The 23,465-nt window shown below is 37.2% G+C and carries 22 protein-coding genes and 1 tRNA gene; 2 read left to right on the top strand and 21 right to left on the bottom strand.

Features of this window, described 5'->3' with window-relative positions:
* Positions 1 to 145: 145 nt before the first annotated feature.
* The 13 genes from VAHSUH02_RS06150 to recG form a co-directional block, all read right to left on the bottom strand.
* Positions 146 to 1,084: a ComEC/Rec2 family competence protein gene (locus VAHSUH02_RS06150; protein ID WP_005383502.1), complete on the bottom strand. Its 939-nt coding sequence runs from the start codon at positions 1,082 to 1,084 to the stop codon at positions 146 to 148.
* A gap of 4 nt (positions 1,085 to 1,088) precedes the next feature.
* Positions 1,089 to 2,657: a bifunctional ADP-dependent NAD(P)H-hydrate dehydratase/NAD(P)H-hydrate epimerase gene (locus tag VAHSUH02_RS06155; protein ID WP_005383504.1), complete on the bottom strand. Its 1,569-nt coding sequence runs from the start codon at positions 2,655 to 2,657 to the stop codon at positions 1,089 to 1,091.
* A gap of 3 nt (positions 2,658 to 2,660) precedes the next feature.
* Positions 2,661 to 3,029, bottom strand: a complete 369-nt coding sequence (acpS, locus tag VAHSUH02_RS06160; protein ID WP_038148814.1) for a holo-ACP synthase — start codon at positions 3,027 to 3,029, stop codon at positions 2,661 to 2,663.
* Between the two features lie 83 nt (positions 3,030 to 3,112).
* Positions 3,113 to 3,877, bottom strand: a complete 765-nt coding sequence (locus tag VAHSUH02_RS06165; RefSeq protein ID WP_038148817.1) for a YncE family protein — start codon at positions 3,875 to 3,877, stop codon at positions 3,113 to 3,115.
* 91 nt (positions 3,878 to 3,968) lie between these two features.
* Positions 3,969 to 4,052, bottom strand: a tRNA-Leu gene (locus VAHSUH02_RS06170).
* Between the two features lie 54 nt (positions 4,053 to 4,106).
* A complete protein-coding gene (gene surE, locus VAHSUH02_RS06175) occupies positions 4,107 to 4,868 on the bottom strand; it encodes a 5'/3'-nucleotidase SurE (protein ID WP_005383513.1) in 762 nt (253 codons plus the stop codon).
* A gap of 17 nt (positions 4,869 to 4,885) precedes the next feature.
* Positions 4,886 to 6,148 carry a glycosyltransferase family 2 protein gene (locus tag VAHSUH02_RS06180; RefSeq protein WP_005383515.1) on the bottom strand — a complete coding sequence of 421 codons (1,263 nt, stop codon included), beginning with the start codon at positions 6,146 to 6,148 and terminating at the stop codon, positions 4,886 to 4,888.
* 18 nt (positions 6,149 to 6,166) lie between these two features.
* Positions 6,167 to 6,838: a CDP-diacylglycerol--serine O-phosphatidyltransferase gene (gene pssA / locus VAHSUH02_RS06185; protein ID WP_005383517.1), complete on the bottom strand. Its 672-nt coding sequence runs from the start codon at positions 6,836 to 6,838 to the stop codon at positions 6,167 to 6,169.
* Positions 6,831 to 7,472 carry a phosphatidylserine decarboxylase family protein gene (locus VAHSUH02_RS06190; protein WP_005376228.1) on the bottom strand — a complete coding sequence of 214 codons (642 nt, stop codon included), beginning with the start codon at positions 7,470 to 7,472 and terminating at the stop codon, positions 6,831 to 6,833. Before VAHSUH02_RS06190 ends, pssA begins: the two co-directional genes overlap by 8 nt.
* A 12-nt stretch (positions 7,473 to 7,484) precedes the next feature.
* Complete coding sequence (locus VAHSUH02_RS06195) at positions 7,485 to 8,207, bottom strand: WecB/TagA/CpsF family glycosyltransferase (RefSeq protein WP_005376335.1); 723 nt, start codon at positions 8,205 to 8,207, stop codon at positions 7,485 to 7,487.
* Between the two features lie 12 nt (positions 8,208 to 8,219).
* Positions 8,220 to 9,677 (bottom strand): IMP dehydrogenase, encoded by a 1,458-nt coding sequence (guaB, locus tag VAHSUH02_RS06200; RefSeq protein ID WP_038148820.1) that lies wholly within the window; start codon positions 9,675 to 9,677, stop codon positions 8,220 to 8,222.
* A gap of 84 nt (positions 9,678 to 9,761) precedes the next feature.
* Positions 9,762 to 9,947, bottom strand: a complete 186-nt coding sequence (locus tag VAHSUH02_RS06205; RefSeq protein ID WP_005379145.1) for a 4-oxalocrotonate tautomerase — start codon at positions 9,945 to 9,947, stop codon at positions 9,762 to 9,764.
* A gap of 126 nt (positions 9,948 to 10,073) precedes the next feature.
* Entirely contained in the window at positions 10,074 to 12,116 is a 2,043-nt protein-coding gene (gene recG / locus VAHSUH02_RS06210) for an ATP-dependent DNA helicase RecG (RefSeq protein ID WP_005383523.1), read from the bottom strand.
* Positions 12,117 to 12,346: 230 nt separating this feature from the next.
* Here recG and rpmB point away from each other — a divergent pair, with 230 nt between their 5' ends.
* Positions 12,347 to 12,535, top strand: coding sequence for a 50S ribosomal protein L28 (rpmB, locus tag VAHSUH02_RS06215; RefSeq protein ID WP_005386334.1), 189 nt, complete (start codon positions 12,347 to 12,349; stop codon positions 12,533 to 12,535).
* A gap of 69 nt (positions 12,536 to 12,604) precedes the next feature.
* Here the strand turns inward: rpmB and VAHSUH02_RS06220 are convergent, their stop codons facing one another.
* The 8 genes from VAHSUH02_RS06220 to tyrS all read right to left on the bottom strand — a co-directional run bounded on the left by VAHSUH02_RS06220 (position 12,605) and on the right by tyrS (position 21,105).
* Positions 12,605 to 13,594, bottom strand: coding sequence for a deoxyguanosinetriphosphate triphosphohydrolase (locus VAHSUH02_RS06220; protein WP_005383528.1), 990 nt, complete (start codon positions 13,592 to 13,594; stop codon positions 12,605 to 12,607).
* 67 nt (positions 13,595 to 13,661) lie between these two features.
* A complete protein-coding gene (locus VAHSUH02_RS06225) occupies positions 13,662 to 14,483 on the bottom strand; it encodes a pyruvate, water dikinase regulatory protein (protein ID WP_005383529.1) in 822 nt (273 codons plus the stop codon).
* Between the two features lie 3 nt (positions 14,484 to 14,486).
* Positions 14,487 to 15,134, bottom strand: a complete 648-nt coding sequence (locus VAHSUH02_RS06230; protein WP_005379155.1) for a helix-turn-helix transcriptional regulator — start codon at positions 15,132 to 15,134, stop codon at positions 14,487 to 14,489.
* Between the two features lie 106 nt (positions 15,135 to 15,240).
* A complete protein-coding gene (gene ppsA, locus VAHSUH02_RS06235) occupies positions 15,241 to 17,622 on the bottom strand; it encodes a phosphoenolpyruvate synthase (RefSeq protein WP_005383530.1) in 2,382 nt (793 codons plus the stop codon).
* 205 nt (positions 17,623 to 17,827) lie between these two features.
* Positions 17,828 to 18,280, bottom strand: a complete 453-nt coding sequence (locus VAHSUH02_RS06240; protein WP_005383531.1) for a hypothetical protein — start codon at positions 18,278 to 18,280, stop codon at positions 17,828 to 17,830.
* A gap of 224 nt (positions 18,281 to 18,504) precedes the next feature.
* A complete protein-coding gene (locus tag VAHSUH02_RS06245; protein WP_005383532.1) occupies positions 18,505 to 19,098 on the bottom strand; it encodes a hypothetical protein in 594 nt (197 codons plus the stop codon).
* Between the two features lie 22 nt (positions 19,099 to 19,120).
* Positions 19,121 to 19,729, bottom strand: coding sequence for a hypothetical protein (locus VAHSUH02_RS06250; RefSeq protein ID WP_038148822.1), 609 nt, complete (start codon positions 19,727 to 19,729; stop codon positions 19,121 to 19,123).
* A 167-nt stretch (positions 19,730 to 19,896) separates the two neighbouring features.
* Positions 19,897 to 21,105, bottom strand: a complete 1,209-nt coding sequence (gene tyrS / locus VAHSUH02_RS06255) for a tyrosine--tRNA ligase (protein WP_005376034.1) — start codon at positions 21,103 to 21,105, stop codon at positions 19,897 to 19,899.
* 157 nt (positions 21,106 to 21,262) lie between these two features.
* Between tyrS and VAHSUH02_RS06260 the strand changes: the two genes are divergently transcribed.
* Positions 21,263 to 23,350: a transglycosylase domain-containing protein gene (locus VAHSUH02_RS06260; RefSeq protein WP_005383536.1), complete on the top strand. Its 2,088-nt coding sequence runs from the start codon at positions 21,263 to 21,265 to the stop codon at positions 23,348 to 23,350.
* The last annotated feature ends 115 nt before the right edge of the window (positions 23,351 to 23,465 follow it).

The following is a 23,465-nucleotide window of genomic DNA, read 5'->3' on the forward strand; positions in this document are numbered from 1 at the left end:
CATACTTTTTGTCCAAACCATAGAGATGAGCCGATGATACTAATGTTTCGTCTCATCGTTCCAATCTATCCATAAACTAATGTTAGATTATAGATAGATTATTTCATACAAACATGAAGATAAGTATACCGATTATACATATCTATCATCGTTCTGTAGAAATTTGCCATTCATTCCCATCCGTACTAATGTGAATACGTCCCATCGTATCTGTACGATAAATGGCGATATTGTGTTCATTCAAATGACGTAATGTCACATCATGAGGATGACCATATTTATTATATAACCCACAAGAGATTAATGCACTCTCTGGTTTGACGGATTTTAGGAAATCTTCAGAACTACTTGTTCGTGATCCGTGATGCCCCACCTTCAAAATACGAGCAAAGAGCTTACTATTTTGCTCTTTTATAAGCCGTTGTTCTTCTTGTAATTCTGCATCACCTGTAAAGAGCATAGAAAATTTACCAAATATAAATTTACCAACAATAGAATTATTATTTAAATCCGGTTGCCCTTTTTTATCTACTAATATATCATCCCAAGGCGCATATACTACAAATACTGCACCATAACCAAAATCAACAGTACCACCTTTTTTTAACGTAGTGCGTTGAATATTCTTTTTCTCAATCCATTTTTCATATGTTTTATACATATTATTGTCAACAGAAATACCATCATCATATACATGTTCTATAGGCATTGCTTTTGCAATAGCTAAAAAACCACCCATATGATCTGCATGAGGATGTGTGATGATGGCATTTTTAAGCTTTGTAACACCGAGGTTATGTAGTTGGGCTACAATATTTTCACGATGTTCTATATCTCCCGTATCAATCATGCTATACTCATCACCAACTTTAAGAAGTATTGCATCCCCTTGGCCGATATCTAGCATATAGATGTCAACATGACCTTCTGCATTGGTTTGCTTTGTATCAATAGAATAATTAGATGATGCTGACACGGCTTGTGTAGCCGCTTTGGATACATCTGAATTCGAACAACCTGCTAGTACAAACAGTGGCACTAATAAAGCTATGAAGCATAGTAGTATTCGTTGTAATCTCGTCATCTACCTATCCTTTCAATAACTCTTGTAGTACCAAACCAACGGATTGGCTTACATCACTTGGTGTATAGCCCCAAGGTTTTTCTTTAGCCAATATATCAGCGCTTCGACTATGTACATAGACACCTAATAAGGCCGCAGACTGTAAAGAATAACCTTGTGCTACAAAGGCAGCTATAATCCCCGTTAAACTATCACCCATTCCTCCTGTTCCCATACCAGGATTGCCTATCATATTGATATATACTTCACCGGTAGGAAAGGCAACTAAACTAGGAATTCCTTTTAAAACGAGCACTACATTATGAGCTACAGCAAATTGAATCGCTAACTCTACATAATGCTTCTCTATAAAATTAATGGATGTATCAATAAGACGGCTAAACTCGCCTAAATGAGGTGTCATAATACAATTTTTAAACTGCATATTGCCTTCATAAGTAATAGTCTTATCCCCATGTGCATAAACATGTCCTATGGTGCCAAGAGCATATAATCCATCAGCATCGATAACCATATGTCCCGATTGTCGTTCTAACAAAGAATTTACCAATACTTTGGCGTCCTCTGTGCGTCCTAATCCAGGGCCAACGGCAACGACATCATACGATTGTAAATTGGTGGAACCTATATTTTCTAATGGCAATACCATGACTTCTGGTATGCATTTAGACTGTACGATAGATCGCACACTATTAAGAACGGCTAATGAAACCTTACCGGCCCCACCGTGTACAGCCGCCTCTGCGCTTATGATAGGTGCTCCTACCATTGATTCAGAACCGCCCACAATTAAAGCATTACCATTAACACCCTTATGGGCCTGTGGCATTCGATCACTAAGTTCCAATGAAGCTAAACGGTCATATAAAACATAATGAGATGTGTTAAACGGCGCCTCTGATTCTAATGCTAATTCCCAAGGCACCCCTAACGGTGCGATGATTACTGTGCCTGCCAAGGATTTGCCTGGATATAACAATAGCCCCTCTTTAATAGATCCAAATGTCACTGTCGCATCATAGGATAATGTATAATCCGAAGCCTGCCCCGTAGTGGCATCAACACCAGCGGGCACATCGATAGCCCATAGAGAAAAACCATATTGGTTGCGTTCCACATCGATATCATGTAATACAGAAGTCACAGATTCTCGTAATTCACCTTGAAAACCTGTTCCCATTAAACCTTCTACGACAACATGAACACGAGACCAATCACTAAAACTTTCAAAAGGAACAATATCAATTCCCATGGCGCGCACCATGGTCAGTTGTTTATTAAATAGCTCACTACCATGTGATACATTGCCTACTAATGCAATGGTAACGGGAATTCTTTGTTCTATTAAATGACGAGCCGCTACCAGTCCATCGGCTCCATTGTTACCAACACCACATACAAATAGAACCATACCTGTAAAAGGATCCTCGCGAAAACGTTCTCCTTCTACATCTACCAACGCATCGGCTATACCTCGACCTGCATTTTCCATGAGCAACTCCAAAGGCACGTGTAGATGACGCGGTACATAGGCATCAATATGTTGTGATGCTTCTCTCGTTAAACTGTACATAAATTACCTCTTTATGATGACCGTACTCATAGCGTACGACCGACAGTGACTAATAGAAACTATAGATTCTGTATACATTCGTTCTTGCATAATTTTTTTGAAAGCCCCCGTTATGCTAAGAGATGGAGCCCCGAATTCATCATGACACACCTCAATATCTTGCCATGAGCCGTAACGCAATCCAGTCCCCAATGCTTTCAAAAAAGCCTCTTTTGCTGCGTAAATACCTGCATAGGATTGATAGATTCCTGTGCGTTTACTTTCACAATAAGCAATTTCACGTTCCGTATATACGCGCTGTCGAAAGCGATCTGAACGGTCTATGGCTTTTTTAATTCGATCAATTTCTATTATATCTGTGCCTAATCTCATATCATAACCTCTTATATGTCGATTATCTATCTTTTTATTATACACAATTTTGTTAGATTAATCATTGATGAAAGTACAGTCTATTAATAGTTAAGCATAGTATAAATAAAAACTTTATGATTCATATTTACAGCAGCGTACATTATGTTATGACGCATATCCATATCTTCAATTTCAAGATTTTTTGGAAAAGAAGCAATCTTAGAAACGTTTCCTGTTTTATCTACAGTAATAACGGTGGATAACGTTGCAAATATAGTTTTACCATCATTAGCAAAGGCACCATTATTATTATAATCATCATAATTAGCATCTATATCTTTAGACTGAACGAGTTGAAACTGTGATGTATAGTAATTAATACGTCTCATAGTAGCATTTATAGGAACAATCGATATAAACTGATTCGTTTTTTTATCATAAGCTAAATTAAATACCCGTTCAGGAATCGTAATCGTATTGCCAATACTCATAGTATCTGCATCTATTGTAGTAATGCGATGGCCATCAATCATAGCATTCGTAGTGTATAACAAATTAGTGTCTGGATTATAGGTAAGCGTATTCATATGTGCTAATACATTAGCATCACGAAACTTATAGGTTCCAACAATATCAAATGTCCTTGGATCTATCTCATATATAACTTGTCGCGTATTTTCAGAATTAATACAAGCTAGTACAAATACATCTTTTTTTGAGTTATAGCAGAATCCTTGACATTGATTGACGGAACTATCAATGGGTATCTCTTTTAACAGTTTTAAATCAACCATTGTCTTGCTAACATCTTGTTGCTGCAGTGCATATGTTATTGGTAGATAATCCATAATTTGTTGTGTGTCCATAGAGACCTCTATCATTTTACTTGAATCGTATAAACAAAAAACAGGTGATAAGATTACTCTTATCACCTGTTCAAGCGTTTCCGCTTGTAGTTGGTGCCGGAGGTGGGACTTGAACCCACACGGTGTTACCCGCTTGATTTTGAGTCAAGTGCGTCTGCCATTCCGCCACTCCGGCGTCTCGGAACATTTGTAATTATATAGGAATAACAAAGGTCTGTCAACAAATTTTTTATATTTTTTCTAAAATATTTGTGAGTGTATGCATCGCCTCATCATCTTGCTGTTTCCAGGTCAAAGTAACACCTGTAATATAACCTTTTCGAGCGTATTCAACATCTGTTGGTACGTCTTCCTTTCCACAATCCAAGTCTCCAGCCAACCAATAATAATCTTGACCTCGTGAATTAATTCTAGCATCAATTATATTACTATAGGTTTGAAGTCCTTGGCTCACCAATTTAAAATGATCCCAATCACAAATGCCGCGCAATGGAAAATTAACATTTAATAAGCCTTCAAAATTACCATTTACATAAATATTCTCAATTAATTCATGAATAAACGGATGCATTTCATGACCACGCTCAATCGAATATCGCTCTACAGATAAAGCAAGGCCAGGGATTCCATAAAAAGCACTTTCCATGGCTGCAGATACGGTTCCTGAATACAATACATCAGAACCTAAATTAAAGCCATGATTAATACCTGAAATAACAAGATCAGGCATGTCATCGGCTAATAAATAACTGAGGCCAAATTTCATACAATCAGATGGAGTTCCTGTAAGTGCATAAAGGCGAGGATTTTCATCCTCGCCATTGTACGCATCTAATTTTAAAGGAATCTCAGTCGTCAATGCATGGGATTTAGCACTTTGTTCAGTAGCTGGTGCTACAACGGTAACACGATAATATTGACTTAAATACGTCGCTAATTGGCGTAAGCCATCAGCTAAAATGCCATCATCGTTACACATTAAGATATGCATAGTCACTCCTATAGATTCTATTTTTTATTCTTATTCATATCTCCCATACGAGTTAATTTAACATCCTCCAAGCCAACAGCTCTTGTATGCACCGTATGAGACCATTCCTTATTATGACGACGGAACCATCCTAAAATATTTACTGGAACCCATGAATATACAAAAATTGGATATAACAAGTAGTAAAACCAAATTTTAGGTGGTACCTTAATTTTCAACAATACAATTAATGGGAATAGATATTGTCCAATACCAATAATTTGCCATACGGACATAGGCATAATTTGGTACAAAATATTGGTGTAAATTGGCACATATGCATTGATATAAGAAAATACCAAATATACGGTCGTCAACAATAAGAAATAAGGCTGACTCACTTGCAAAATACCATCTAAAATGACAATATTACCTTGCTTAATACCCGCTGCAAATAATTTAGGAATATAACGATCTGCACAATCAAATTGACCTTGTGCCCAACGCAAACGTTGTTTACAAGAAGCCATCATAGTTGTTACTTTTTCATCATACACGATAGCATCATGAGCCCATGTCGTCTTAATACCATGTGTTAATAACTTCATAGAGAACTCCATGTCCTCCGTTAAGCTTGTACAATCCCATCCGTATTCTTTAATAATAGATGTACGAATACACATACCCGTACCGCCAAGTGCCGTTGATAAACCAATACGATATTTGGCTAAATGCCACATATGGTTAACCATCCAGAACATGATTGAAAAAGTACCCGCAACCCATGAATCTGTAGGGTTTTTAGAGTTAAGATACCCTTGAATAACAGATTCACCTTTTTCGAGGTGATCATTCATCTCTAACATAAATTGAGGATGTACCAAGTTGTCAGCATCAAAGATGAGGAATGCATCATATTTCCTATCCATTTTATCCACGCGGTCAAACATCCACCCCATGGCATACCCTTTACCAACCTCTTCTTTGTTGAAACGTTCGTGTACATTAGCTCCTGCGGCACTGGCCACCTCAGCCGTTTTATCAGTACAGTTATCTGCTACAACAAAAATATCATACAAATCGTCTGGATAATCTAAACCTTTTAAGTTTTTTACGAGCTCTCCTACTACAGCCTCTTCATTATGAGCACACACAACAATGGCGAATGAATTTTTGGGCGTATAGTTTTTATGAACTCGAGACCGCCACATACCTATAACGGCAAGTACGAAATAATAAACCATATAAATTACGATTATTACCTGCATAGGGATCAATATCAGATTCAGTAGGTAATCCATAAGACAAACCTCCACAGTCTATTTGCGCACTATATTCAACGCCGTATTAAACAGACCAAACAACACATAACCAGTAAAAATCATAACAGCCCATGTATGCCAATCATATACCAATGCAGCAATGATGATGAGAGCAACCAATGCGATAGCAATTTTGCTAATGCGAACTGCACTGTGACCTTTAAAGTCAGGATATTTTACTTCACTAACCATTAGGATACCAACAAGAATCATGGACACAAACAAAACTAGCTGTGGGACTTGCACACCACATAAAATATAGGTAGCCGCTAAACAACCTGCTGCTGGAATAGGAAGACCTTCAAAATAGCCGTAAACTTCATCAGTTTTAATATTAAAACGAGCTAAACGAAAAGCGCCTAAAACAGCAAAGGCTAATAACGGAATATAACCGAGCCAGCCTAGTCCTTGCAAATCATTAACATACAGCATATAAGCAGGGGCAACGCCAAATCCGACTACATCGGATAAAGAATCTAATTCACGCCCCATAGGACCTGCTACGCCTAATGCACGTGCCACACGCCCATCTAAACCATCTGCAATCAGTGATAGTATCACACAAATAGCCGCCCCAAAGGTATTGCCCGTAGCAGACAATGTAATGCCGATAACACCAAATGCTAAATTAGAACTAGTAAATAAATTTGGAATAACTGATTTATTCATGACGAAGCCTCCCGATAATCGTATCCCCACCAGTAATATGTTGACCTTTTTCAATGCAAATCTCTACATTTTTATCCATGTAAATTTCAGTACATGAACCAAACTTAATCATACCATATAACTGGCCACGTTTTAATACACTATCAAGATCTGTCCAAGAAACAATACGACGAGCTAATAAACCTGCAATTTGTGTGACGAGTACTTCTGTTTTATCGTTTTCTATACAAATTGTATGACGTTCATTTTCAAACCCCACATCTTCTTTGAAAGCAGGTAAAAAACTCCCCATCGTATAATGACGATATGTAATTTTGCCTTCAATAGGAGCTCGATTGGCATGCACATCAAAAACAGATAAAAAGATTGTTACCTTTTTACATTCTCGATGTAAATACAAATCTTCATATACATCTTCAATTTCCATTACCTTGCCATCAGCTGGAGATAAAATAGCATCTGGGTCAGTAGGAATGTTGCGTTTTGGATTTCTAAAAAAGTTCACAAAAAATAATGCCAAAATAAATGTAATGATTGCGATACTATAATATCCAAAATACACCGCTATAATCGTAATGAAGAGCATCACTCCGATTAAAGGAAATCCTTCTTTTATTATTGGTCCTGTAGGCACAACTAAACTCCCCTATTTATTCTTAATAACAGTCCACATAAACTTTGGTATAGCCAACATTCGGCCTATACGTTTAGGTTCCAGATATAATCTATATAACCATTCTAAACGATTACGTTGCATCCAATGAGGTGCGCGTGGAATATTTCCAGCCAATACATCAAAAGACCCTCCTATACCAATGGCTACAACGCCTTGTAAAGAGGATAGTTTTTCTGAAATCCATTGTTCCTGTTTTGGCACACCTAATGCAACAAATACCAGCTTAGCACCCGAAGTTTTAATATCGTTAATAATACGTTGTTCCTCTGCTTCATCAAAGAACCCATCATGGATGCCAGCTATATTAATAGTACCATACATTGCTTGTAAATTAGAAACTGCTTGTTGTGCTACACCAGGCGCAGCACCTAAACAATATATGGGGATTTGATTGCTTACAGCTTGTTTAAACAATTCTTTGGTAATATCAACACCAGTAACGCGTTCAGGCACTCTTTCACCCATGCGTTCCGCTGCCCATAATATACCAGCTCCATCAGGAACAACAAGACTAGCGGAATTCAAGATCCCGTGTAACACGGGATCCTGATTGGCTAGCATAACCATTTCAGCATTGGCAGTTGCTACAAGATGTAGCCCTGATTGCTTCGTCATCTCTATAATTTTTGAAACTGCTTCGTCCATAGTGATGCAATCAATAGGGACGGATAATACCGAAATACGTTTACTCAAAATAATACTCCATTATAAACCACTATAGTTCGGTGCTTCTACGGTGATACTTACATCATGTGGATGACTTTCTTTCAAGCCTGCTGCCGTAATTTGAATAAATTGAGTGTTTTCAATCATTTCTTTAATATTATGGCAACCACAGTATCCCATACTTGCACGTAAACCACCAACCATTTGGAAAATAGTATCTGCCAACATACCTTTATAAGGTACACGACCTTCGATACCTTCAGGAACTAATTTTTTAGCTTCTGATTGGAAATAACGATCTTTACTACCAAGCTTCATAGCCCCTAAGCTACCCATACCACGGTATACTTTATAGGAACGGCCTTGGTAAATAACAGTTTCTCCTGGGCTTTCATCAGTACCAGCAAGAATATTACCCATCATAACAACATTGGCACCAGCTGCAATCGCTTTCGCAATGTCGCCAGAGTATTTAATACCACCATCAGCGATGATTGGAATACCATAACGTCTTGCGATTTGAGCGGACTCATAGACAGCAGTGATTTGAGGTACACCAATACCAGCAATGACACGTGTTGTACAAATAGAGCCAGGTCCAATACCAATTTTAACAGCATCTGCACCAGCTTCAATAAGAGCCTCTGTACCAGCTGCCGTTGCCACATTACCAGCAATAACCGGAATATGTGGATATGCTTGTTTAATCTCTTTTAATGTACGCAATACACCTGCAGAATGACCATGAGCAGTATCGACGATGATAACATCGGCTTTAGCTGCTACGAGAGCATCTAGACGATCATACATATCTTTAGAAACACCAACAGCAGCACCAACTAATAGACGGCCGCTAGCATCCTTTGCAGAATTAGGATATTTTGTAGCTTTTTCAATATCTTTAATAGTAATTAAACCCTTTAAATTACTATCTTTATCAACTAATGGTAATTTTTCAATACGATGTTTGCTCAAAATAGATTTAGCCATTTCCAAGGAAGTACCTTCAGGAGCTGTAACTAAACCTTCACTAGTCATACATTCGCCAATTTGACGGGATAAATCAGTTTCAAAACGCATATCGCGATTTGTAATGATCCCTACTAGTTTACCATGTTCTGTAATAGGTACACCAGAGATTTTATATTTACGCATCAACTCTTCTGCATCAGAGAGAAGGTTCTGAGGGCTTAGGAAAATCGGATCAACGATAACACCATGCTCAGAACGTTTAACTGTATCAACTTCATGAGCTTGTTCCTCGATGGACATATTTTTATGAATAACACCCATACCGCCTTCACGAGCCATGGCAATGGCCATACGGGACTCAGTAACAGTATCCATACCAGAACTAATCATTGGGATATTTAGTGAAATATCACGTGTTAATTGTGTCTTTAAATCTACTTGATATGGTAATACATCAGATGCTGCCGGCACTAACAATACATCATCAAAAGTCAATCCACGCATACCGAATTTATCGTCTCTCATTTGTTTTTCCTTTCTCGTATAATAAAAAACAAAACTACGACCCATTCTAGCCCAGTGGGCTAGAACGGATAATCGTAGCTTTCATTAGCGTTCAGACCGCAAAATGCCGCCTTCCATAAAATCATCTTTTTTCATATCAACAAAAATAACCTTAACTGCTTCTGCAGGAACCTTTACGATGTCTACAGTAGCCTTAGTGATAGCTTCACCTAATTGTTTCTTTTGTTCTTTTGTACGACCTTCAACGAGTTCAACATGAATTAATGGCATATGGCACCTCCATAGATACAAAAATATTGTTTTTTATATTATACGAGAATAGGCCGTTATATACAAGGGGAAAACCTAGATAAAACCTAGTATTATCGCACCTTATAGAATTATTAGCCCTACCTCTTAATTATACAATATTCTAAGAAATTTTTCACCAAATCTTTTTGATAATTCTTCTTTCATTTGAATTTCTAGTTGATTGATGCCAAATTCTCGAATATATAACAGCACATCATTACGCGCTGCCACTAGTGTATCTATATCTTTTATGATATTAGCGACCCGTAAATCAGGTAACCCTGATTGCGCAAGTCCAAACAATTGGCCAGATCCACGCAGTAATAAATCTTGTTCGGCTAATTCAAATCCATCTTGCGTGGATTCCATCAACCGCAATCGTTCTTGACTGACATCCCCCTTAGAATCGCTAACTAATATGCAATACGCCTGAATGTCACCACGTCCAACGCGACCTCGTAATTGGTGTAATTGGGATAATCCAAAACGCTCAGCCCCTTCTATGCACATAATCGTCGCATTAGGAACATTAACGCCAACCTCTATGACGGTTGTAGACACGAGCAATTGAATACGACCATCATGAAAGGCTTGCATCACCTCATCCTTTTCTTTCGGGTTCATACGCCCATGAACAAGGCCCACTTCAAAACTTTTATAAAAATAGTCTTTCAATTCCAAAAAGAGTTCTTCTGCAGCTTGCAAATCTAGTTTTTCAGACTCCTCTACTAGAGGACAAACCACATATACTTGATGACCTGCCGCCATTTCCTTACCAAAGAACACGCGCAATCGTTCTTTATATGAGCTATCTACAACATACGTCTTGACCGGTTTACGTCCTGGAGGCATTTCCTTAATGAGGGATACCGCTAAATCACCATACACAGATAGGGTCATTGTTCTCGGAATCGGTGTAGCCGTCATAATTAAAACATGAGGATACACCCCTTTATGTTGTAATGCGGCACGCTGATTAACACCAAAACGATGTTGTTCATCGATAATAACCAATCCCAGGTTCTTAAATTGAACCTTATCTTGAATAAGCGCATGGGTACCGATAATCAATTGAATGGTTCCATTTGCTAATTCCTCATAGATTCTATCCTTTTCTTTTTTAGGTGTGGATCCTGTAAGCAATGCAATATTAATAGGCAAAGTTTTACAAAATTCAGTTATCCCTTCATAATGTTGAGTCGCTAAGATTTCTGTAGGTGCCATGATAACAGCTTGGTATCCATTTTCTACGGCTTTTACAAGGCTCAATGTAGCTACAACAGTTTTGCCAGAGCCCACATCACCTTGTAATAATCGTTGCATGGGCCGTTCATCTTGCATGTCCTGTGAAATTTCTGTTACCGCCCGTTCTTGATCCCCCGTTAGCTGAAAGGGTAAATTCGTCCTACATTGTTCCATCAATGTACCATCTAGATTCATCTTAGGCCCTACATGACATTGCTCTTTATTTCTAAGCAGAGCCAATCCAGACTGCATGATAAATAGTTCTTCATAGGCTAATTGATACCGTGCTTTTTCATGACGTTCACTACTTGAAGGAAAATGCATTTCTTTAAATGCATCATATCGCTTCATACTCGCATGATAATTCATGATTTCAGGCGGTAAAATTTCATCCATTGCATGATGCGCTTCGAACCAATTTCGAATCGATGCGCGCACCACATATTGAGAAACGCCATCCACCAAGGGATAAATAGGAACAATGCCCGTATCTGGCATAGCATCTGGCCCGAGATTTTCTATTTGCGGAGAATTCATCTGCATAGAACCATATTGAAATTCGGCCTTACCGTACGCATAGAGGCGTTGACCTTTTTTGTAAAAGTTCTTTTTATATCCTTGATTGAATAATACAATCTTCATTGGACCAGTTCCATCTGTGATGATAACTTCTAAAATAGATAAGCGAGGCCGTGGCCGTTTTTCCGTAATGGATACGACAGTACCTACAACCCCCGCAGTAATACCAGTTTCCAATTCTTTTATGGAATAAATTTTACGTCTATCTTCATAGGAGCGTGGAAAATAAGCCAATAAATTGGATACAGTATCAATGCCTAATTTATGAAGTTGTTTTTCTCGACCTGGTCCAATTCCCTTAATAGAGGTCAGTGCTTCGTTCATTATAATGCCTCACATATAACATACTTAATGAATATAGTGAAAATATATCCATTTTTATATTTCTCTTGCCATATCTCATAGATTTCGACTACAATATTAGCTATAGTATACCAAATATTGTAGTATATTTCATAAAATATCAATGCATGTAGTAAAAACACTTGCTTAAACCTTGTCTTTATGATAATATACTTTTGTTATGTTATAGATTAAGCTTGGAGGTGGAAACTATGGCAAACCTTTGCGAAGTATGTGGCAAATCCACATCTAGCGGTATGAACGTGAGTCACTCTCACATTCGCACAAGAAAAACTTGGAAACCGAACATTCAAAGAGTACGGGCGGTTGTAGACGGTGCTACAAAAAAAGTAAATGTATGCACACGCTGCCTTCGTTCTAATAAAATTACACGCGCGTAAAATAAATAGTACATGTACTCTTAAACAAAAAGACCGTTACCCAATGGTAACGGTCTTTTTGTCGCCCTATTACAGCGTAATATTTGGAATAAAGTAATCTTTAAATAATTTTATAGCATATTGATCTGTTAATCCTGCCACATAATCGACAATATCAACAGTGGAATACACACCATTTCGTTCTACATAGGTTTCTATATCACCTGGATGCTCCATAAAGTATGTAAATAAATTTTTTACTACATGAGCTGCCTTCTTACGATCAGGAATTAATGCAGGTGCTAGATATACATTTTTAAACATAAACTGTCTAAACACATTCATCGTGCTTTCAATATCAGCAGACATCTGAATCGCTGGCTTATCCAACGATTGTTCAACCATATCTTTCACCATGGCCGTAATCATACTAGACGGAGTATCGCCAAAATAAAATCGCACTTCTTCTGGTAAATCGTTAGCTTCTAGCATACCAGCCCGTTGTGCATCATCATAATCGTGACACAAGTACGCAATACGATCTACAATTCGTATAATCTGCCCTTCTAATGTAGATGGTATGGTTGGTCCCGTATGGCCTAAAATGCCATCCCGTACTTCTTTTGTAAGATTAAGGCCTTGTCTGTTACCATGTTTCTCTAATACTTCGACCATGCGCAAACTTTGTTCATTATGGTTAAAATGGCCCACCATATCGCGTAATGCATATTCTCCGACATGACCAAATGGGGTGTGCCCCACATCATGTCCCATCGCAATGGCTTCCACTAAATCTTCATTAAGTCTAAGAGCACGCGCAACAGTACGACCGATTTGTCCTACTTCAAGGGTATGCGTCATTCTTGTTCTATAATGGTCACCAGGTGCAATATATACTTGTGTCTTGTGTTTTAAGCGACGAAAACACTTACTGTGTATAATTCTATCCCGATCCCGTTGAAATGCGGTACGTAGTGGATCTGGTTCTTCATCAATATCGCGCAATGCCATACTGCTTCTCGCCGCATAGGGAGATAAGATCATATCTTCTCGTTCTTCTATACGTTCTCTAATATTCATAGTACCTCTTTATCAAACATGTTAACAATATAATATTTAATAATAGGGAGGCTTGCGCCTCCCCTATTTATTTCCCGGCAGTCATACGGTTTTTATCTACTAATTGCATAACAAGAGATGCTGTTTCTTCAATGGATTTGTTAGAAACATCAAGCACTTGGCAATGTAGACGACGCATAATAGCTTTTGCATATTCTAATTCAGAATTAATGCGCTCAATAGAGGCATAATTAGCCTCATCTTCTAAGCCTATAGCACGCAAACGTTCACTTCGGATATTATTCAATTTATATGGGTCAATAATCAACCCTACAATTTTCTTAGGCGGAATCTTAAATAATTCCTCTGGCAATGGCACCTCAGGAACTAGTGGTAAGTTAGCCGCTTTAATTTTTTTATACGCTAAAAACATGGATAACGGCGTTTTACTTGTACGAGATACACCGATAATCACAACATCAGCCTTTTCGAAGCCTGATGGATTTTTACCATCATCGTATTTAACTGCAAACTCAATAGCTTCTACCTTTTTGAAATATTCTTGGTCTAGCTTATGAACCATACCAGCTGTCATACGTGGCTTGGTAGATGCCACTGTACCTACAGCATCCAATACAGGGCCCATAATATCAACAGCAGGAATATTATTCTCTGCCGCTTTTTCGTGTAAATAGTTCCGCAATTCTAACGACACAATTGTATGACAAATTACGTGATTACCATTTTTGGCATCTTGTATAATTTCATCAATTTGAGCCTTATCTTCAATATATGGGATGCGAACAATTTCAATTTGTTCCTTATCGTACTGACTTGCTGTTGCTCTCGCAACAGCCTCTGCAGTTTCGCCTAAGGAGTCAGATATCGCATAAATAATTTTTTCTGCCATTCTTTATACCTCTTGTGTACTACATTCTAAAAACGCCTTAGTCACAGTTGTTTTAGATACACGTCCTACCACCTTTAATCGTTTCTTAGGACTGTCTTGTGATTCATCGTCTTCTCTAACTATAACAGGTAAACAATCGACTTCATAGTCAATCATTTTTTGCGCCGCCACAGCCAACGAATCTGATGGTTCTACGGTGATAACTTTGCTAACGGGTGTCATAATCATTGAGATAGGCATTGTATGTGCATCGGTTTGACCTATGGAGGCACGCAATAAATCCTTGCGTGATACAACACCTTGTAAATAGGAACCTTCGCAAACCAAAATCGTACCCACGTCCTCTGTAAAAATAGTCACGATTGTATCATATAGATTGGTCTCTGGCGATACGATAACGGCTTGTGAAAGCACATCATGTACACTATAAGACCTTAAAATTTCAGCAGTTTGGTCCTTTGGCGACAAGCCAACATAGTAATATCCTACATTAGGCCTTGCTTCGAGAACGCCAATCATGGTTAGCACGGCTAAATCCGAACGCAATGCAGATCGTGTCACATCCAAATGTTCCGCTATAGCACTTCCCGTAACAGGTCCTTTTTCACGTACAATATGGGCTATTGCTTCTTGTCGTTTTGAAAGTTTCACACCCGTCCCTCCTTTCGCATATAAATATTATATCCTATGTATCATTTTAGAAAAAGAGGAGGCGCTCTCGCCTCCTCTTTACATCATCAAATAAAGTATATCTTTATTACCATTCAAGGTCTTCTACATCTTGACGACCACGACCTGTAAGTGCATCCATCATCATGCGTTGCTCGATTTGAGCCACCATTTTCTTAGTATTTTTAACCGCATCTGGGTTAACAGAGATGGAATCAATACCACTCTTAACTAAGAATTCACAAAGTTCAGGGTAAACACTTGGTGCTTGGCCACAGATGGATACAGTTTTACCATCTTTATGAGCCACTTCAATAAGATGACGAATAGCTCTACGAACGGCTAAATTACGTTCATCATAAATGTGTTGGACTGTTTCATTATCGCGGTCACAACCTAGAACAAGCATTGTCAAATCGTTAGAACCAATGGAGTAACCATCTACGTATTTGTTGAATTGGTCAGCTAGAATAATATTTGCTGGAATTTCAGCCATGAGCCAGATTTTGAAATCTTTACCGCGTACAAGTCCTTCTTGAGCCATCAAGTTAGTTACAAGTTCAGCTTCTTCAACAGTACGGCAGAATGGAATCATAACTTGTAAGTTTTTGAAACCAAATTCATTACGCACCTTTTTGATTGCTTCTAATTCTAATTTGAAAGCAGGTGTGTATTTAGGATCATAGTAACGGGAAGCACCACGCCAGCCAAGTAATGCACTGGATTCATGTGGTTCAAATTTATCGCCACCTTTAAGATCGCGGTATTCACTAGATTTAAAATCGCTTAAACGAACTACTACTTGACGAGGTGCTAGCGCTTGACACACTTTACGCATACCTTCAGCCAATGTATTAACAGCTACATCACTGCGACCTGTTTCAATAAGGTGTAATGGATGTTCATGAATGAAAGTAGTCCAAATGAACTCTTCACGCATCAAACCGATACCATCACAAGGCAATACACCGTATTTTTCAGCCAAGTCTGGATCGCCTAAGTTCATGTAAATCTTAGTACCCGTTACAGGGATATATTCACTCGCTACAACAGCTTGTTCTTGTGGCGCAGCTGGTTTAACAACATCTTCTAACACACCATCGTAAACAATACCATTTGTTGCATCAACCGTAATCATTTGGCCTTCTTTAATAGAAGTTGTAGCTTCATGGCTACGGCTCTTAGTACCAACGATACAAGGAATACCAAGTTCACGGCTAACGATGGACGCATGGCAAGTCATACCGCCAGCATCTGTAACGATAGCTTTGGCTTTTTTCATAGCTGGAACCCAGTCAGGTGCTGTCATAGCTGTAACAAGGATTTCGCCTTCTTTGAACTCATCAATATCTTCAGGATTAATGATAACATGTGCCTTACCAGCAGCTTTACCTGGAGATGCTGGTAAACCTTTAACTACGATTTCACGATCTGTAGTAGTTGCTACGCTTGTATCTGCAGTTTGTTCAGATTTATCTTTTCTGGACCATACTGTTTCTGGACGAGCTTGAAGAATCCAGATTTTACCATTTCTTTCATCTACGCCCCATTCCATATCCATGTAGCAACCATAATGTTTTTCAATAGCTTTAGCATATTCAGCTAATTCCAATACTTGTTCATCGGAAATAACTTGTTTATTAGCTTCATCAGCAGGTACGATTTCTTCTATACAATCGCCATCAGCTTTACGTACAAGGCGAATATTTTTATCATTAATCATACGATCAGTGATAACCATTTTTTGTTTATCTACACGGAAGTTATCTGGTGTAACTGTACCTTGTACTACATATTCACCAAGGCCCCAAGAACCTTCGATTAAGATATTATTGTCATTACCTGTTACAAGGTCAACTGTAAACATAACACCAGCAGCTTTGGAGAATACCATCATTTGAACAGCTGCACTCAATGCTACTGTCATATGGTCAAAGCCTTGTTTTACACGGTAATATGTTGCACGATCAGTAAATGTAGATGCATAACATTCTTTTACTTTTTCAATAATTGTATCGGCACCACGAACATTTAAATACGTATCTTGTTGACCAGCAAAACTAGCATCTGGTAAGTCTTCTGCAGTTGCACTAGAACGAACAGCTACGAAAGGATCTTTTTCGCCTACCTTTTCACCTAGTTCTTCATAGGATTTGCGAATAGCTTCAGCCAATGCAGAAGGCATTTCTTCTTGGCAAATCATGCGGCGAATTTTTGTACAAACTTCGCGAAGCAATGCAGAGTTTTCTACATCATCTAAATCATCTAACTCTTGACGAATACGATCTTCAAGACCAGTTTCTTTCATAAATTCACGATACCCATATGCGGTTGTTGCAAAACCATAAGGTACAGGTACATTTGTAGAGGAAGTTAATTCACCTAAGGATGAGGATTTACCACCTACTAAATTTACGTCTTCACGTTTTAATTCATCAAACCATAATACATAAGCTGTTTCGCGATTCATGTGAGAACCTCCTGTTTGTAATTAGTGCAACACATTAAACCTTTTACATATAAATAGTATAACTTAATTAAAATTATGTCAATTCATATTGGCATTAAGATACAAAATATAACAATGCTAAAAAGTTTATCATTTAAATATCCCATAAAAGATGAAACTGCTATATTAGGCGGAAATAGTACTATCTCAATATTATTATAAAATATTAATTTGATTTATTGTTCTTAATCGTTTGTCTCGGCATAAGTAATATAACCATATTAATAGCATTTACAATAACATTTTTTATATCACTTGGAAATAGTGCAGATCCCAAAAGGAGAAAATTAACTGCTAAATACCATTTTGGATCTGTGACACCAATATCAAGTAAACGTTTAATACCAATAAATTGTGTAATAGTATTACAAATTATTAGTATAAACACAAATACTATAGTTCCTAATGTAGTATTTACATAAGGTTCATTAAATAAATATCTAATATGAGGCAATAGAATTAGTACAACACCTTCAATAATAAGAGAATATAGAAAAAACCACTTTCTATTTAAAGCACTATAATTAGTTCTCCAAAAATGTCCGATCTTAAAAAAATTATAACAACTTAATAAGCATAATGACCCAATATATATTATCAAAACCATTATTAAAGTCATCTACGTAACCTCCAAATCCTATATAGCCTTCTTATGGAATAAATCATTTTTTATTCTATTATAAGCATAGGAACATTATTTTCTACCCATACATCAATAACATTAATTCCTGCATCCAAAATCACTGCAATCGCAATTCCCTTTTTATGGGCATATTTTCAAATATATATCACCAAAACAAGAAGATGACCATATAAATTATAAACGGCCATCTCTAAAAACTACTATATGGATATAGTTATTTGCGTTGCATAGAATGCATAACATATTAATGCAGTGCAAACGATTAATAAATACTTATTAATATTGGTTAATCGATACAATATCATTAAGTATACTATCCAAGAATAGAAAATTAAAATATTGCCCAATAGACCGGCAATATTCCACATTATAAAACTCCAATTATCATCTAAGTAATTCAGACTCAAAAAATAATACTGAAGATAAAATTTTATACTAGCAAATAAAAAGCAAAGCCCCATTGAATATATTGTCATTATTATAAAACGCTTTAATGAGGTTGAATGCCACCATTTTAATAATAACCATAACAAGAATGCTAATATTATAGTTTTAAACATTATATAAATATAATCTACAACAAAAACTATTATGTAATTAACATAAACTAGCTTATGATCAAGAATTGGTAAAATATGAAGAACATCAATACCAGCATCCCCCATAACTATTCGCAAGATAACCCAAGCCAGCGTATATAAACATATTGCACCTTTAAATGTAATACCTTGAATTATATCTAGTATCGTCTTTTTATTAGGATATACTAATAATCTTATTGAATCTCGAAACATTAAATTCCTCTTTATTTAATAGTCAACTGAAAAAAGCTTCCAAAGGCTCGAAAATGATTGATATACCTACTAGCAATAACGATAAGAATATTGCTATGCCCCATTTGTTTAAATTAGTTAATCTGTATAAGAGTACAGTAAATAGAAAGTATACATAAATTTCAAATAGCCCTACTAGAAAATGAACAAAATCATATATAGTTTTCCCCCAAAAAAGACTATCAATAGAAATTTTCTTAACCAAATTAAAAACTAAAATATTAGGAATAGTAACAAAAAAATTTAATGCAGATATTACTAGGGTTACCATGAAAACTTTTAAAAAGTCTACTTTAACCCAAATTCGCATAACAATCCAACATATAAATGCAATCAAAATAGAAAGAAATAATCGATAAGTAAAATCAATTAAATAGGATGATAAATTAAAACCAACAAATGTATCTAGATATGAAATATGAATACTTTGCCAAGCTTTAACATGAATTCCATTTATTAAATACAATCCACGCACTATAATCCAACCGATACAAAATAACGTTAGTGCTGATTTTATAGTTTCATTTTTTATTAGATATGTGGCACCAGAAGATATAGGTTTAAATAGCAATAATTCTAACGATTTCTTCATGTATAATTTTTCTCCAATACTATACTCCACTTTATACTAAACAGCCTTTAATTATAAGATTTGGGATTAAAAATATTAAAAATTATCTTCAGTTAAAACAATAGGGAGCTAATTATATTAGCTCCCCATTGTTTTTATATTAATATTATTGACTCAAAAAATATCAACTAATTAAATTTAATTTTTACAAATTTACGCTTACCTACTTGAACAATCATACCATCTTCAAGAACTAAGTTTTCTTCACCGTATTTTTCACCGTTTACTTTGAATGCACCAGCTTTAATGGAGCGGCGAGCTTCACCATTAGAAGCAGTCAAACCAGCATCCGTACAGAATTGTGGTACGAAAATAGCTTCGCTAGGTTTATCAATAGCATATTCAGGGATATCTGTTGGCAATGCATGTTGTTGGAATACGCGTTTAAATTCATCTTCCGCTTCTTGCGCTGCTTGTTCACCATGATATAAACGAACGATAGTTTTTGCCAATTGCATTTTTGCATCACGTGGGTGCAATGTGCCATTTTCTAAACGTTCTTCCATGTCGTCTTGATCTTCGATAGACATATCCGTAACAAGCATGAAATAACGCATCATCAATTCATCAGGAATAGACATGGCTTTACCATACATATCTTTTGGTGCTTCATCGATACCGATGTAGTTTCCCAAGGATTTACTCATCTTTTGAACGCCGTCAAGGCCTTCAAGCAATGGCATAGTAATAACTACTTGAGGCTCTTGTCCTGCCAATTCTTGTAGATGACGACCCATAAGTAAGTTGAAAGTTTGATCTGTACCACCAAATTCAACATCTGCATGCAATGCTACAGAGTCTTGACCTTGCATCAATGGATACATAAATTCATGTACACCAATAGGACGACCTTCTTTGTAACGTTTATCAAAATCATCGCGCTCCATCATACGTGCTACTGTATAAGAACTTGCCAAGCGAAGTACATCAGCGAAGTTCATGGATTCAAGCCATTCACTATTATCGCGTACAATTGTTTTTTCAGGGTCTAATACCTTAAAGATTTGGGTCTTATAGGTTTCCGCATTTTTTAATACTTCTTCCTTAGTAAGTGGTGGGCGTGTTACGCTTTTACCAGTAGGGTCACCAATACGAGCCGTAAAACCGCCGATTACAATAACCACTTGATGGCCAAACTCTTGGAACAAGCGAAGCTTACGAAGTGGTACGGTATGACCTAAATGAATGTCAGGAGCCGTAGGATCGAGGCCCAATTTTACGATCAATGGTTTATTCTCTTTAATGGAACGTTCTATTTTTTTGACTAAGTCTTCTTCATTAATTATTCCAGATACGCCATGTGTAATTTGGCGCACTTGTTCTTGTGCTGTAATCATGGAAATCCTCCTACATAAAATCTGTTCTTTATAGTATACCATTATAAATAGGCTTTCACAATTATATATAGTGTTTGTTTTATGTCTTTTATGGTATACTATTTATAACTGCGTAATATATTTTACGTTATATTTACTTTAAAAAAGAGGTGACTCTATGGGTAATAACTCAAATATAAGAGCTCGTCGTAAACCAGCTCCTAGCCCGAGCAATCCAAAGGCATCAACTAAAAAGACGATTTGGATGATTGTATTATTACTTGTTCTTATTGTAGCCGGTGGCGGTTGTGGTTTTATAAGCGCTACCATGTCTAATCTTCCAGATGTATCTAACGTACGACCATCTGCATCGTCTCAGATTTATGACGTACATGGCAATTTAATTACTACGGTTCACTCCACAGAGAATCGTTTGCCAGTCCCAATTAATGAAGTACCAAAAGAATTACAAGATGCTTTTGTAGCTACTGAAGACTCCCGTTTTTATAGCCATCACGGTATCGACCCTATCGGTATTTTACGTGCTATTTGGGTTAATGTTGTACATAGTGGTGTATCCGAAGGTGGTTCTACAATCACACAACAATTGGCTCGTAATGCATTTCTTTCCCAAGACAGAACTCTTAAACGTAAGATTTCCGAAGCTTTATTAGCACTTAAAATCGAACAGCACTATACCAAACAAGAAATTCTTGAAATGTATATGAACCAAATTTATTTTGGTCAAGGTGCTTATGGTGTTCAATCAGCAGCTCATGTTTACTTTGGTAAAGATGTACGCGATTTAACATTAGCTCAATGTGCTATGCTTGCTGGGTTACCTCAAAGTCCTAACTACTACTCCCCATTCAACAACTTAGAAGCCGGTAAAAAACGCCAGGCTGTTGTATTGGGCCAAATGGTTAAGTATGGTTATCTCACACAAGATAAAGCCGATGCAGCTCGCGAAGCAGATTTAGGTTTAGTTGCTAAGCAAGAGCAAACTCACGAAAACAACAATGCATCTTATTTTATCAATTACGTAATTGCTCAAATTTCTGAAAAATATGGTGATGATGCAATCTATAAAGATGGTCTAAAAATTTATACCACTCTCGATATGGATGCTCAAAATGCTGCAGTTGCAGCAATGCAAAATCTACCAACTATGTATACTGACCAAAATGGTCTACACCAACCACAAGGTGCTATTGTAGCAATGAATCCACATAACGGTTATATTGTTGCCATGGTCGGTGGTCGTGGAGATGATGCCTTTAACCGTGCATCACAAGCGGAACGTCAACCAGGCTCTGCTATGAAACCATTTGTTTACTTAGCTGCTATTCAATCTGGTAAAACTCCAGGTTCCATTGTTGATGACAGTCCTGTTGATTTTAATGGATGGCGTCCTCAAAACTATGAACGAAACTATGAAGGCAATATTACTTACCGTTATGCATTACAACATTCTCGTAACGTACCAGCTGTAAAAATTGCTGATGAAGTGGGCATGTCTAAGATTATCGACTTAGCTAAAAAGATGGGTATTACTACCTTAACTGATGAAGATAACAACTTATCAACAGCACTCGGTGGTTTAACTCATGGTGTTTCACCATTAGAAATGGCAGAAGCCTATGGCGTACTGGCTAATGGTGGCGTCAAGGTTCAACCTACAGCAATCATAAAAATTGTGGATCGCAACGGACAAGTGGTGGAAGAAAATTCCATCCAAGAAAAACGCGTCGTTGAAGAAAAAGATGCGGCTATCATCACAGATATGTTAGAGTCTGTTATCACTGGTGGTACTGGTGGCAATGCTGCTATCGGTAGACCTGCAGCTGGTAAAACAGGTACAACAGATGATGAAAAAGATGCTTGGTTCGTTGGATATACACCTGATTTAGTTGCTGCGGTTTGGATAGGCGATGACTACGGATCTGAAACATTAGGTATTACCGGTGGTTCAACGCCAGCAGTAATGTGGAGACAATTTATGTCGGCCGCATTAGCTAATACCCCTGCTTCTGACTTTAATGTACCTGCTAGTGCTCAAGCGGCTGTCAGCGAGGGCCATTATAATCCAGTAAAAGAAGCTCCGAAAAAGGACGACAAAGACAAAAAAGATGACAAAGATAAAAAGGATGGTAAGGATAAGAATGATGCAATCTCAAAAGACGATGACTCATCATCCAAGGTAGAATCTACAGATTCCAAACCAAGTCAATCGAAGTCTAAAAAAGAGAAGAAAAAAGATCGCTAACCACTAGCGAAGCAACATACAAAGAGGCAAAACCACATGGTTTTGCCTCTTTTCTATTACAAAAAAAGAAGCAGACTCATAGTTGTCTGCTTCTTATCTAGCACTATCGTAAGGA

Origin of the sequence: Veillonella atypica KON, assembly GCF_002959915.1 — a bacterium.
GTDB classification, from domain to species: domain Bacteria; phylum Bacillota; class Negativicutes; order Veillonellales; family Veillonellaceae; genus Veillonella; species Veillonella atypica.